The following is a 14,325-nucleotide window of genomic DNA, read 5'->3' on the forward strand; positions in this document are numbered from 1 at the left end:
CGGTTTGTCGGATAACTTAAGGGCGAATATGTACCAAAATAGATGAATATGTTGGATTCGGATAAAGAATGTTGTACAATATTGGCAAATTTACTGATTGCCAAGGGAGTGAAACGGATTGTATTGTCTCCCGGTTCTCGGAATGCACCTTTGATCGTCTCTTTTGCCCGTCGTAAGGAGTTTGAGAAATTTGTCGTTTTAGATGAACGAAGTGCAGCCTTTATGGCAATGGGCATAGCCCAGCAGTCAGGAGAACCGGTTGCCGTGGTTTGTACCTCAGGAACGGCTTTGTTGAATTATGCTCCGGCTGTTGCTGAAGCATATTACCAACATATTCCTTTGATTGTCATTTCTGCCGATCGGCCTGAAGAATGGATCGACCAAGAGGATAGCCAGACGCTCCGACAGAAAAATTTGTTCGCCCCATTCGTTAAGGCATCTTACTCCTTGCCTCCTGAAATTACTTGTGATGACGAACGTTGGTGGGTAAATCGTTTGGTGAATGACGCTGTTAATTTGTCTGTTCGGTCTAAACCCGGTCCTGTGCATATTAATGTTCCCTTAAGAGAACCTCTTTATTGTTTGCGAGAAGTTCGCGACAGTCGCTCAGAGCAGGTAATTACATCTGTGAGCATTAATACTTGCCTTAATGAAGAAATCGTAAAAGAGTTGTCCGGATTAATTTCCCGAAGCAAAAAGGTGATGATTTTGGTATCATTCGGTAAGCCGGATTCGATGTTATCATCGTTGTTAAATCGATTGTCATCATTACCTCAAGTGATTGTCCTTACCGAGACGATTTCGAATTTGAGTGTAAACGATTCTATTTCGACTATCGACAGGGTTTTATCGGTAATTTCCGATGAAGAAAAATCGAAATTTACCCCCGATTTATTAATTACTTTTGGTGGGTCTCTTGTTTCACGCATGATAAAGCAGTTTTTAAGAAAATATTCTCCTTCTGAGCATTGGAGTCTGGATGAGAATACTCATGTTGCAGATACGATGCAGTGTATGACCCGGCATATACGGATGAATCCTGTTGACTTTTTCTCTCAAATTATAGATCACATACACCCTTCGGATAGTTATTATCATAATTTATGGATAGATCGCAGAGCAGAAGCGACAGATCGGCATGAGCATTATCTTGCGAATGTCGAATGGAGTGATTTAAAGGCATTCTCGCTGATATTTCCTGCTATTCCGCAAGGAAGCGCATTGCAGTTGTCGAACAGTACGCCTGTACGTTATGCTCAGTTATTTGAATATAACCAGATAGAACGCTCGGATTGTAATCGTGGGGTAAGCGGTATAGATGGAGCGACGTCTACTGCTGTAGGGGCTGCTTGCGTGAGAAGAGAACTTACGGTCTTTATTACCGGAGATATGGGATTTTTATATGATTCCAATGCCTTGTGGAACAGATATGTTCCGCCTACACTTAAAATTATCGTGATGAAAAATGGCGGAGGAGGAATATTCCGTTTTATACAAGGTCCGTCTGAATTGCCGGAATTGGAAGAATACTTTGAAACAGCACAGGAAGTTGATGTCGAAGGTTTTGCTCGTTTACATGGATTTGATTACTATGTTGCAGATTCTGAAGATGAATTGAGAAAAATCCTCTCTGTTTTTTTTAGAATTTCCGACAAACCTGCTATTTTGTCGGTAGAGACTCCTCGAACTGTTAATGATCGGATTTTAAGGGGATATTTTAAGCGATAAATAATTAATGTAAAATAATATTATGGCAACAAGAGAATGGAAAACTATAAAAGAGTATGAAGATATTAAATTCGAATTCTTCGAAGGAATAGCGAAGATAACGATCAATCGTCCCGAAGTGTATAATGCATTTCGTCCGCAAACCAATTTTGAAATGTTGGATGCCATGTCTATTTGTCGGGAACGGAGTGATATAGGTGTTGTGGTGTTTACCGGGGCCGGAGATAAAGCATTTTGTTCGGGAGGAGACCAAAAAGTAAAAGGTATCGGCGGCTATATTGATAAAGATGGAGTACCTCGTTTGAATGTCCTTGATCTGCACAAGGCGATACGTTCTATTCCTAAGCCTGTAATTGCGATGGTCAACGGCTATGCTATCGGAGGCGGTCATGTTTTGCATGTTGTTTGTGATTTGACCATTGCTTCGGAAAATGCACGTTTCGGGCAGACCGGACCTAAAGTAGGCAGTTTCGATGCCGGTTTCGGCTCTTCTTATTTGGCGCGTTGTGTCGGACAGAAGAAAGCTCGGGAAATTTGGTTCTTGTGTCGTCAATATACAGCGAGAGAAGCAGAAGAGATGGGTATGGTCAATAAAGTAGTTCCTTTTGAACGGCTTGAAGATGAGACGGTAGATTGGTGCAAAACTATATTAAAACGTAGCCCGATGGCGATACGCATGATCAAACGGGCGTTGAATGCCGAACTTGACGGACAGCGTGGCCTTATGGAGTTTGCCGGAGATGCAACGTTGATGTATTATTTGATGGAAGAGGCACAAGAAGGGAAAAATGCTTTTTTGGAAAAGAGAGATCCCGATTTTCAGAAATTTCCTAAATTCCCCGGATAAGAAGAAATAAATGAAAGCTGCTTATACTCGGTATATTCTTGATTTTAAAGTGCCCGGAGGTACTTCAAGAGGTATATTAACTCAGAAAGAAACATGGTTTGTCCGTATATGGCATGATGAAACCCCTTGGATATTCGGAATTGGAGAGTGTGCCTTGTTTCGAGGGTTGAGTGCGGATGATCGTCCCGGATATGAAGAGAAACTAAAAGAAGTTTGTGGACAGGTCGATACGTTGGATACAGTTTCGTTGAGAGATTGGAGTTCGATCCGCTTTGGGGTTGAAACGGCTCTTCTCGATTTAAAAAATGGTGGTAAACGTAAAATCTGTCCGGGAGCTTTTTATGAGGGCAAGCAATCGATCGAGATCAACGGCTTGATTTGGATGGGTGATAAAGAAGCTATGTATAGCCGCATCGAAGAAAAACTGACTGCCGGATTTCGTTGTGTCAAATTGAAAATCGGAGCGATAGATTTTAATTCGGAATTAGAGTTGTTAAAGTCTATACGTTCACGTTACGGAAAGGATGAAATAGAGTTGCGGGTGGATGCGAACGGTGCGTTTTTACCGTCGGAAGCGATGTCTAAATTGGATCGGCTGTCCCGGTATGACATTCATTCTATCGAACAACCTATCCGGCAAGGGCAGTGGAGGGAGATGGAGACTTTATGCCGGAATACACCGATTCCGATTGCCTTGGATGAGGAGTTGATCGGAATTAATGATCCGAAATTGAAAGAACAGATGTTGGATGTAATAAATCCTCAGTATATAATTTTAAAACCTGCATTGGCCGGTGGTTTGAGCGGATCTGCCGAATGGATCGATAAAGCCGAAAAACGAAATATCGGATGGTGGATAACTTCTGCTCTGGAATCGAATGTGGGACTGAATGCCATTGCTCAATGGACGGCAACGTTTCAATCCTTTATTCCTCAGGGATTAGGTACCGGGCAATTATATAAGAATAATATTATTTCTCCTTTAGTTCAGAAAGGATCTACAATACAGTATGACCCTTCGTTGAGTTGGGATTTATCACCGTTAATATGGGAATAGTGCTGAATGATAGATGTTATCCGGATGTCGATGAGATTTCTGTAACAGAGGATAATATCGATGTCGTTTCATTTTTGACCGAATGGTTCGATGACCGTGAATATGTTGTCGGACATACGTCCGGATCGACCGGAACGCCTAAGAAAATTCATTTATTGAAATCGGATATGGAGGCTTCGGCTCGCCTGACAAACGAGTTCTTCGGAATAGATACCGATTCGGTTCTTTTACTTTGTCTGTCTCCGAATTATATCGCAGGAAAGATGATGATTGTAAGAGCTCTTCTTGCAGGTGCGAATTTATTGGTCGTAAAACCCTCTTCTTCTCCATTAAAAGAGATAAATCGTAGTGTCGATTTTGCAGCGATGGTTCCCATGCAGGTTCAAGAATCTCTTTCAGATTCGGTAACCCGGAATAAGATTTCTTATATAAAACAATTGATTATCGGAGGTGCTGCTGTGTCTTCGACTTTAGAATCTGCTTTGTCAGCATTTCCAATACGTTGTTTTTCTACTTATGGTATGACGGAAACTGTTTCGCATATCGCTTTGCGGGAGTTAAATACCGCTTATTCCGGATATAAGGCTTTGGGAAATATTACATTCTCACAAGATGATAGGGGGTGTCTTTGCATTCGTGCTCCGCATTTGAGTAATACGTTTTTTATAACAAACGATATAGTCAGGCTTTCGGGAAAAACGAGTTTTGAATGGTTGGGGCGCTTTGATAATGTGATTAATTCGGGAGGTATAAAACTTTTTCCAGAAGAGATCGAGAAGAAAATATCCGAATTGATACCTGATAAACGTTTTTATGTGACAGGAGTGTTGGATGAGCGGTTGGGAGAGAAAGCCGTTCTTATAATCGAGGATCAAAACTGGACGCAAGAGAAGATAGCTTCTTTTATGAAAGAGGTAAGATTTATCTTATCTCCTTATCAGATTCCTAAAGAAATACGTTTTGTATCAAATTTTCGTGAAACCTATTCCGGAAAAATAATACGTGAAAATCAAGAATAGCGACGGGGGTATCGCAATAAAATAGCTGCCAGTGCGAAAATACCCATGAGCATAGGATAATAGAGATATCGGATAATAGAAAGCGGGGAGATACTTGCAAGAGAAGCCGCTATCAGCATCTGTGCTCCATAAGGTATCAATCCTTGCACTAAACAGGAAAAAGTGTCTAAAATACTGGCAGATTTTCTTTTATCTATATGAAATCGGTTTGCTATGTCACGGGCTATTTCTCCGGTGGTAATAATAGCTATCGTGTTGTTTGCCGTACAAAGATTTGCAAAACTGACCAATCCTGCGATACTAAGTTCAGCTCCCCGTTTTGAGTTGACCTTTCGAGTCAGTTTTTCAATAATGTAATCGATTCCTCCATTAAAGCGTATCATCTCGAGCATACCTCCAGCTAATAAAGTGATTATGATCAGTTCTCCCATTCCTGTTATACCTGTTCCCATAGCACCGAACCAACCGAAAAAATCAAAACCGTTTGTTGCGATTCCTATAACTCCAGATGTGATGATTCCGAGTAATAAAACCAACATGACATTAAACCCTGCAACGGCACTTCCTAAAACAATCAGATAGGGAATAACTTTTATCCATTGTACCTCTGTAAGGTGCGACGGTAAGTGAATATTTAATCCAGCGAATATATAATAAAGCAATACACAAAAAGCTGCCGGAACAACGATCATACTGTTGACCTTGAATTTATCTTTCATCAAACATCCTTGTGTTTTTGTTGCGGCGATTGTCGTATCTGATATGAAGGAGAGGTTATCCCCGAAAAATGCTCCTCCGACAACGATGGCAACCATGTAAGGTAATTCCGTATCTGTTTGATTTGCTATTCCTATGGCAACTGGGGCAAGGGCAACGATCGTTCCGACAGATGTTCCTATGGAAAGGGAGATGAAACAGGAAGCTATGAATATGCCTGCTAATAAGAGATTATCGGGTAATATCTGAAGCGTAAGATTTACGGTTGCATCGATCGCTCCCATCGATTTAGCGGATTGAGCAAATGCTCCGGCAAGTATGAATATCCAGATCATTTGTATGATATTTCCGTTTGCTGCTCCTGAGGAAAAATGTGCTATGCGCTCATTTATGCTACCTCCTCGTGATATGATGACGGCAAAAGCCGAAGATATGAGAAATGCCACAGCGATAGGAACTTTATAAAAATCGTTTACTAAAAGAGAGGTAATGAGATATATGCCCAGAAAAACAAAAAGAGGACTGAGTGCCCAAAAATTAGGTTTTCTGGTTTTATGTATGTGATAAAGTGAATCGGATGATCTCTGCATTCAGAAAATTTTAATTTGTATAATTCTGCAAATGTACTGATAATATGGCTTCGGGTAGTAAAAAGGATTTGAAAAATCCCTAATGTTATTCTTTAAACTTTTTGTTGTACCTCTCTGTTATAAATTACAGATCTGTTTACTTGAAGAGTGATATTAATTTAATAAATTATTTCTCAGTCTTGTTGTTTTTTGTAGGATGTTCGAATGACGATGAATGTTTTAATGAAAGTAACCCTAAATCCGGCAATCTGACAAGTCTGGAATTGTTTGTAACCGAGGTGAGTACGAATTCTCCGTATTCTGGAATCTTGGATATTTATCCGTGTGTGTCTGGAACTTCTACTTATTATGGGAATTATAGAAACGGACAATTGAGTCCTTTGAATCCTGTATATACAATTGCTTCGGGTTCTATACAAAACTATATTCGTCCGTTACTTTTGCCGGTAGGCACTTATACTTTGTTATATTGGGGAGTTGCCTCTGCAGGAGCAGACGGAACTTATGATTATCCTGCGTCAACAGAACCTGCACTTGTGTTGAATGAAGATATGAGTTCGCAATATTATGGATTACGGCAATATTCTTCAGATACGATTTGTTATCCGATATACGATTATGTGTTTGCTGTAAAACAAGTTGATTTAGGAAGTGAGAATATAGCTGTTGCTTTACAGCGTAAAACAGCTGGTATTAATGTGACTTTAAAAAATGAGGATGGCAGTTCTTTGGCTACTTCTATTGATTCGATCAGAGTGTATGTTGGAAATTTGGCGGAAAAAGTAAATGTATATAATGGAAATTATGAGAATTATACGAAAACAGTAATGATTCCTTTAACAATTTCTGGAACGCAGGCTGTCAACAAAACAGCAATGGTATTGCCTTCAGATGTACCTCCTTATTTCAGGGTAGAAATTGATTTGAAAAATGGGGAAACAAAAAAATATGAAACACACCTCTCTTCGATTTTATCTCCGGGAACAAAGTTGTCGATAATAATGGTCTCGAATATAATATTTTCAGAGACAACTGAAGGATCGGGGTTTGAAGTAAGCGACTGGACAGAAACTGAAGAAACAATTACTTTACCCCCTTTAAGTTGATTTATTTTATACAAAGGGGGCTGATTTCTGTAAATCAGCCCCTTTATTTAATTTTTTATTTTGCAGAATCCGGTTGTGCTATCGGAGCTGTAGTTTGCTGTGTTTCAAATCCCGGTTGTGCAGTAGCGGGAATTTCTTTTTTTATGGCATCTTTAATTTCTGATCCGTGACTGCCTGTATTGGCAGAAGGTAAGAATGCTGAAGCTACGATGCTTAAGATAACGACCGTACCGGCGAGTGTCCAAGTTGCTTTTTCAACAAAATCGGTTGTCTTTCTGACTCCCATAATCTGATTAGTTGAAGAGAAGCCTGATGCAAGACCTCCCCCTTTGGAGTTTTGTACCAATACGATCAATATTAAGAATATTGATGCGATTAGAATTAAGATGGTGATGAACAAATACATTTTATTCGGTTTTTATGTTAATAATCAATTTTTCTAAAAATCTTATTTGGTCTGCAAAGTAAATATTTTTTTCTGGATATTTCAAACTTAATTTTTTAATTATTTCCAAAGCTTTGGAATATCTTCTTTGTTTGATGTATATTTTTGCCAGACTTTCGGTTAGGAAAGCTTCGTCTGTAGATTCGGTTAAAGGTGTTTCGGGGATATTTTTTGTATTTTCCGGTTTTGTTGTGGCATTTATATCGGTAACCAGTGGATTCCCTTTTTCCGATTTTTCGATGAAAGAATCTATCAGGTCGATATTTTGCAATTCGTTTGAATTTGAAGTATCATTTCCACTTTCAGTTTTGGAGAGAGATAAATAATCGGTTGCTGGTATTCCTCCTGTTTGAAGAATCAGCTGTTCGATATTTTCAGAAAAACTTTCATTTTGTGCCGATAAGAAAGAGTCTATTAATGAAAAAGACTCTTTACTCTTTTCTGATTCGATATTTTGTCGGTAAAGGGAAGTCCAGGATTGGCGAGCACCTTCCAGTAAAAAAAATAGAGATTTGCGGTCACCTGAATAAATCGCATTTCTTTCAAGAGCTTCGGGATAAAGAAGCGGCTCTTCTTTTTGTACTCTTTTTAAATATAAAAAACGGATAGCTTGGAAGTAAGGATAATCGGATTGTAATGTACGCAAGTCTTCTAATGGTATTTGTGGAATACCTTCAGACAATTCTTTTCGTATTTTTTCTCCGTTTATCAACATAATTACCAACTTCCTACGGTTGCATTAAATATTAGTTCCGCTAATTCATCCACAATTTGGGAGATTAACTCATCTTGGACTTGAGTCAACATCTGACTGCTGGAAAAATCTCTATAAGCTCTAAAAGTCTGATCAACGTTAAGATTAGGATTTTTCGTATTGGTATATCTTACTTTTACCGAGATGGTCAGCCTTGTTTGTGATGCATAAGCATCTTCGGTTACAGCTTGAGGACTCAGGTCATAACCCGTAATTTCTCCTTCAACTTGCAAATCTCCTCCGGTTTTGACCATGCTTAATCTGGTTTGTCGTGTGTATATATCTTTCAAGGCTTCATTAAATGCAGGACCGAGAGGAGGATATACCAATGCTGCCCTGATCGGAAACTCGGCTACGGATATGGTTTTTGTCGTATTATAATCGATAGCTGCTCCGTTGAATTTGTAAGATATGGTACAAGAGGTCAATATGATCAGCAATAATATGGTTAATCGTTTCATTTGTGTGGCTTACTCCAAATTATATTCTTTAATTTTACGGTAAAGTGTACGCTCCGATATTTTCAGTTCTTCTGCGGTTTTTTTTCGTTTCCCATTATTCCTTTCCAAGGATTTTCGGATCATCTCTTTTTCTGCGTCCTCCAAAGATAGAGAAGTTTCTTCGAACACACTTTCATCGTGCACATCTTCTGTAGATTCTTTATCGATATGGAATGTCTTAACGACCGGAACGGTGGGATGGGTTATTGCTGTATTGTGTTCCGGTGTGTAAACTTTCAACCCATGTCCGTTTTCAGATGCTGCCAGATTATCCACGATACTTTTCAGCTCGTTCATCTCTTTACGCATTTCGAAGATAATCTGATACAACATTTCTCGTTCGTTTCCGAATAGAAAGCCGTCTTTCCCTTCTGAACCGCTTACGACCGGTAACCGTTCTACATTATATGACGGTAAATATGACTTTATAATATCGGCTGATACTTCACGAGAAGTCTCAAAGATAGATATTTGTTCTGTTACGTTTTTTAGTTGTCTGATGTTTCCCGGCCATCGGTAAGTCAGTAATAAATTTTTTGCATCATCGGTCAGTTGTATCGCCGGCATCCGGTATTTTTCAGCAAAATCATTTGAGAATTTTCTAAACAGAAGGAGTATATCATCCATTCTATCTCGTAACGGAGGCAATTCGATAGGTACGGTATTTAATCGATAAAATAGGTCTTCCCTGAATTTTCCTTCTGAGATCGCTTTAATCATATTGACATTTGTCGCAGCAACAATACGGACATTGGTTTTTTGAACTTTGGAAGAACCGACTTTTATGAACTCTCCGCTTTCCAAAACTCTCAATAAACGAGCTTGTGTTGTTAGAGGTAGTTCTCCGACTTCGTCTAAGAATATCGTTCCTCCATCAGCCTCTTCGAAGTATCCTTTACGATCGGCAAGAGCTCCGGTAAACGAACCTTTTTCGTGCCCGAAAAGCTCTGAGTCAATAGTACCTTCAGGTATAGCGCCGCAATTTACCGCAATATAACGTCCATGTTTACGATGACTGTTTGTGTGTATAATCTGCGGAAAAAATTCTTTACCCGTTCCGCTTTCTCCGGTTATTAGTACGGAGAGATCGGTCGGAGCGATTTGCAGAGCTCGACTGACAGCTCTTAATAATCCCGGTGTATTTCCAATGATACCGAATCTTTGTTTGGCTTGTTGTATATCTGAAAGTGCGACCATATTCCTTAATTCTCTATTGCAAAAGTAGCAAAAGAGAGATTATAAGCCAAATGTATGCAATATATTTAACGGGTCGGTAATTTAAAATTTGTATAAACGCTTTATGTTCTGTATTTTTTTAGACGTTTTTTCTAAATGGAAAATATATTCTTTATATTTTGTTGATTAGTAGGTGATTGTGTTTTGTTTGTATTTACATAATTTTTCTAAGGTCGTATAAAATCAAGCCTTTTTTCTTCTTCTGCAAAAAGAATTGCTGTATTTACTAATGCTAAATGAGAATATGCCTGAGGAAAATTACCAAGTTGCTCTTTTGTGTCGAAATTGATGTCTTCACTAAACAGGCCTAAATGATTAGAATAGGAGAGAACCTCATTAAATAGACAACGAGCTTCTTCTTTTTCACCTATGACGTATAATGCTCGGATAAGCCAGAATGTACAGATTGTGAAAGCGGAAGACGGTAGTCCGAAATCATCCTCATTGTTATATCTGTACATCAGACCTTTATGAAATAAAGCTTTTTTTACGGCTTTTACGGTTTTGTGGTAGCGTATATCGTCTGCTTGTAGAAAGCCGTATGGCTCCATCAATAATAGAGAAGAATCTAAATATAGATTTTCATAAGTTTGAGAAAAGCTCTGTATTTCTTCTTTCCAGCCATATTTTAAAACATCGGATTTTATCTTGTCCGCTTCTTTTTTCCAGCGTTCGCTATAACTGTACTTGTCGAGCATGATTGCGATGCGAGAAGCCCTGTCCAAAGCAACCCAACACATGACTTTAGAGGATACGAAATGCTGTTCTTTTCCTCGTATTTCCCAAATGCCTTTGTCCGGTTTATGCCAATCTTCGATGACTATGGCTATAATGCTTTTAACCATTTCCCAAATGTCTTCAATTTCATCGAGAGTGCCCGGCATTAATTGATAATACTGATAAATGAGGTCCATCAAATATCCGAACGAGTCGTTTTGCCGTTGATGGTAAGCATCGTTTCCTATACGTACTGGTTTTGAGTTTTTGTATCCTGAGAGATGATCGAGGATGATTTCTGTTAATTTACGTTCGCCTCGAATTCCATACATGATCTGAAATGACTCATGTTTGGCAACAAATGTTGATTGTATGAACTTCATGAATCGACGTGCTGCATCCGGATGTCCTATTTGGAATAATGTTTCGATAGACATAGATGCGTCACGTAACCAGCAGAAACGATAATCCCAGTTTCTTACTTCTCCGATAGCTTCCGGCAAGCTGGTCGTTAAAGCCGCTAATACAGCACCGTTGTAGTATGACATTAGTTTTAAGATTAATAGACTCCTTTCTATAATATCGTTATATATAGAATATTTTTTTGTTCGGTTTATCCAGTTAAGCCAGTATACTAATGTCCTGCAATATTCTAATTTTTCTCGTTCGATGTTGACGGGTATGACTTTTTCATTATAGGATAAAAGAAGAAATTCATCTTTTTCTAATATAATTTCTTGATGATTTAGGATTGTTTCTAAAGGGAGCGATGAATATAAATATTGTCGGTCTTTGTTATTTTGGGAACTATAAGTTTCTATATATTGAGGTGTCATGTTATAAATTACTTTACCTCTTGCGTAGTCTGGAGCTGGGTTATAATCGATTTTAAATCGGGGATGTCCTTTGATGCGATTGATATAACGATAAATTTCTGCAGGACGGTAATGCTCATCTTTATTTTGGGAATGATAACATGGCATAAAATCGACAACAACGAATTCTCCTTCCTCTGAAGAAAAACGGGTAGATAGGATATTGGTGTGAGGTACGTATGATTGTGAAATAGAATATTTATTCGATACCTGAAATCCGAAATTACCACCATTTTTACGGTCTAATAATGCTGCGAAAATAGAGGGTGAATCGAATTCGGGGAAACATAACCATTCGATATTTCCGGTTTCAGAGATGAGGGCTGCCGTGCGGCAGTTTCCTATAACACCATAATTCAGATTACTCATATTCGTTTTTATTATTTGTTGTTTGGGAGTAATTTTTTGAAGAAATTCATAATAGAAAAAATATTCTCCTTTCTGTCGAGATTTTTTTGTTGAAATAAATCTCGATGTATTAGAGCTTGGAGAAAAGGTATGACTTCTGATTGAGCAGTCAGATTGTATCGTGCATTTTTTGATGCAGTTCCGATTTTTACGGTAACAGATGTTGACGGAAGCGCTTGGAACATGTCGTCATCAGTCACATCGTCCCCTATGGCCAGTATAAAATCGTAGTGGTCTTTCTGAAGTAAGCGATTTACTTCAGAGCCTTTGTTACAGTATGGAGATTTAATTTCGACTACTTTATCTCCTTGTAATATTTGTAATTTTTGCTGTAAGCATATTTTTATTAAAGAATTGGTTAATTGTTGAGCACGTAGTGCTCCTAACCAACTGTCTGTCTGTCGGTAATGAAATGCCAGTGCCGTATCTTTTACTTCGAGGTGAGAACGGGGGGTTTTAGATACAAAGAGTTTTAATGTAGAGAGTAAAGATGGACTCCATTCGGTCGATTGTATATTTTTATTCCATTTCCCGTTTTCTTTATAAAATGCCCCATGCTCAGCGGCAAAAGATATAGGCAGTTGTCCCAACCATTTTTCTAAAGTCAGATGGTCTCTTCCGCTATTGATTACGATATGATTTTTTTTATCTTCCGCTAATTGTTGCAACAATTCTATCAGTTCAGGATCGGGTTTGGCATCTTCCGGACGATTTCGTATAGCGGTCAATGTTCCGTCGTAATCAAGTAATATAAGGCGTTTATGAGCATGTTTATATCTCGATCGTATGTCACTTATAACAGGACCTACAATGCGCTTTAATCTGAATCGTTGATTTTTGCTGCATATATCATTCCATTCGGTCATAAAATCTGCAGCCCATTTGTTAATAGTTTGATTAGATAAAATTGCCTGCATGTGATTAATTCTGTTTTTTTGTTCTCTTTCGGGCATTTCTAATGCTTTTACGATAGCTTGTTTTATTTCTTCAATATCGTTCGGATTAATTTGTATGGCATCTGTTAGTTCTACTGCACAACCGGCCATTTCACTTAGTATCAGTACTCCGGGATTGTTTTGTTTTGTTGCGACATATTCCTTAGCTACTAAGTTCATCCCATCACGCAGTGGAGTAACTAATGCTATATCTGCAACAAAGTACATAGCGGCTAATTCTTCAAAAGAAAATCCATGATAGAAATAGCATACGGGTGTCCAGTCTATTGTTGAATATTTTCCATTGATTGCTCCTATTTCTTCGTCTATTTTAGTTTTTAATTCTGCATATTGATTTACTTGATCTCTCGATGGTACGATTACCATCGCTAATGTCACTTTACCGAGGTATTCGGGATGGTGTTCTAAGAATAGAGAAAAGCCCCATAAACGATGTAAAATTCCTTTGCTGTAATCTAATCGATCGACGGATAATATCATTTTATGGTTGCCGAACAAATTTTGAAAGCGATTGATGGCCTTTTGTACTTCAGGGTTTTCCGATACACTATGATAAAGATCATAATTGATACCCATAGGTAATGCTTCGACACGTATAACCCGATTTCCTATTTGAATTTCGTCCAATTGGAAGTCTATGTTAAGTACCCGTTCTGCTGCACTGATGAAATGACGCATATAATCGTGTGTATGGAATGCGATGAAATCAGCACCCAATAATCCTTGTAGAATTTCTCCTCGCTCAGGCAAAATTCTGAATAATTCGTATGAGGGAAAAGGTATATGGTGGAAATAACCGATACGCAGATGGGGCATGCGTTTTCGCAGCATGCCCGGTAGCAGCATTAACTGATAATCTTGTATCCAAACATAATCATCTGCGGATACGATACTGCAAATTTTTTCACAGAAAAGAGCATTTACTTCTTGATAAGCTTTCCAAAAACAGTTTTTATATTCTGTATATGCGAAAAAATAGTGGCATAAGGGCCAAATTGTACTATTACTATATCCTTCATAGTAATTTTTATATTGATCGCATGATAAAAAGACGGGGTGGAAATTTAATTTTTCTAATTGTTCTGAAATGATCTGTTCGTCCTCTTTTTTATCTACACAAATACCCGGCCATCCGATCCAATGTTTTTCGTCGGTGGTTTTTAGAGAATTTAACCCTGTCGCTAATCCTCCTTCACTTCGAGAAAAAATGAATGTGCCGTTTTTCTCTTTACAGGCTTTGGCCGGTAATCTATTTGATATAATATATAGTTTCATATTATAACTTGAGCAAAGGGCATGCCATATATAAATTTGTTTTATGTAAATATTTGATATTTAGTATAATATGGTTATTTATTCTATAAAAATAC

General features: G+C 38.3%; 12 protein-coding genes. 5 read left to right on the forward strand and 7 right to left on the reverse strand.

Annotated elements, in window-relative coordinates; translation table 11 throughout:
• The first annotated feature begins 48 nt into the window (after nt 1-48).
• Genes menD through AC1WHX_RS01205 form a run of 4 tightly spaced genes read left to right on the forward strand, consistent with a single transcriptional unit; the run spans nt 49 to nt 4,651 of the window.
• Nucleotides 49-1,728 carry a 2-succinyl-5-enolpyruvyl-6-hydroxy-3-cyclohexene-1-carboxylic-acid synthase gene (menD, locus tag AC1WHX_RS01190; protein ID WP_302545103.1) on the forward strand — a complete coding sequence of 560 codons (1,680 nt, stop codon included), beginning with the start codon at nt 49-51 and terminating at the stop codon, nt 1,726-1,728.
• Between the two features lie 22 nt (nt 1,729-1,750).
• Nucleotides 1,751-2,575 (forward strand): 1,4-dihydroxy-2-naphthoyl-CoA synthase, encoded by an 825-nt coding sequence (menB, locus tag AC1WHX_RS01195; RefSeq protein WP_122303979.1) that lies wholly within the window; start codon nt 1,751-1,753, stop codon nt 2,573-2,575.
• 10 nt (nt 2,576-2,585) lie between these two features.
• On the forward strand, nt 2,586-3,632 hold the full coding sequence (locus AC1WHX_RS01200) for an o-succinylbenzoate synthase (protein WP_122338178.1): 1,047 nt from the start codon (nt 2,586-2,588) through the stop codon (nt 3,630-3,632).
• Complete coding sequence (locus tag AC1WHX_RS01205; protein WP_122338193.1) at nt 3,623-4,651, forward strand: AMP-binding protein; 1,029 nt, start codon at nt 3,623-3,625, stop codon at nt 4,649-4,651. Before AC1WHX_RS01200 ends, AC1WHX_RS01205 begins: the two co-directional genes overlap by 10 nt.
• Here the strand turns inward: AC1WHX_RS01205 and AC1WHX_RS01210 are convergent.
• Nucleotides 4,642-5,958 (reverse strand): Na+/H+ antiporter NhaC family protein, encoded by a 1,317-nt coding sequence (locus tag AC1WHX_RS01210; protein WP_122338177.1) that lies wholly within the window; start codon nt 5,956-5,958, stop codon nt 4,642-4,644. The two genes, AC1WHX_RS01205 and AC1WHX_RS01210, sit on opposite strands and share 10 nt — an antisense overlap.
• Before the next feature lie 140 nt (nt 5,959-6,098).
• On the opposite strand from AC1WHX_RS01210, the gene AC1WHX_RS01215 reads away from it, so the two are divergent.
• On the forward strand, nt 6,099-7,064 hold the full coding sequence (locus AC1WHX_RS01215; RefSeq protein WP_481228810.1) for a FimB/Mfa2 family fimbrial subunit: 966 nt from the start codon (nt 6,099-6,101) through the stop codon (nt 7,062-7,064).
• A gap of 55 nt (nt 7,065-7,119) precedes the next feature.
• Here the strand turns inward: AC1WHX_RS01215 and secG are convergent, their stop codons facing one another.
• The 6 genes from secG to AC1WHX_RS01245 form a co-directional block, all read right to left on the reverse strand.
• Nucleotides 7,120-7,470, reverse strand: a complete 351-nt coding sequence (gene secG, locus AC1WHX_RS01220; protein WP_009319576.1) for a preprotein translocase subunit SecG — start codon at nt 7,468-7,470, stop codon at nt 7,120-7,122.
• 1 nt (nt 7,471) lies between these two features.
• On the reverse strand, nt 7,472-8,224 hold the full coding sequence (locus tag AC1WHX_RS01225; RefSeq protein ID WP_302545194.1) for a tetratricopeptide repeat protein: 753 nt from the start codon (nt 8,222-8,224) through the stop codon (nt 7,472-7,474).
• Between the two features lie 2 nt (nt 8,225-8,226).
• Nucleotides 8,227-8,724: an LptE family protein gene (locus AC1WHX_RS01230; protein WP_009319578.1), complete on the reverse strand. Its 498-nt coding sequence runs from the start codon at nt 8,722-8,724 to the stop codon at nt 8,227-8,229.
• A gap of 9 nt (nt 8,725-8,733) precedes the next feature.
• Complete coding sequence (locus AC1WHX_RS01235) at nt 8,734-9,960, reverse strand: sigma-54 interaction domain-containing protein (protein WP_009319579.1); 1,227 nt, start codon at nt 9,958-9,960, stop codon at nt 8,734-8,736.
• A 206-nt stretch (nt 9,961-10,166) separates the two neighbouring features.
• Nucleotides 10,167-11,960, reverse strand: a complete 1,794-nt coding sequence (locus AC1WHX_RS01240; protein ID WP_022390134.1) for a glycoside hydrolase family 15 protein — start codon at nt 11,958-11,960, stop codon at nt 10,167-10,169.
• Between the two features lie 11 nt (nt 11,961-11,971).
• The gene (locus tag AC1WHX_RS01245; RefSeq protein WP_302545193.1) at nt 11,972-14,230 is read right to left on the reverse strand and encodes a bifunctional alpha,alpha-trehalose-phosphate synthase (UDP-forming)/trehalose-phosphatase; all 2,259 of its coding nucleotides are present in this window, start codon (nt 14,228-14,230) and stop codon (nt 11,972-11,974) included.
• Nucleotides 14,231-14,325: the final 95 nt, after the last annotated feature.

It is taken from the genome of Coprobacter sp. (genome assembly GCF_982436375.1).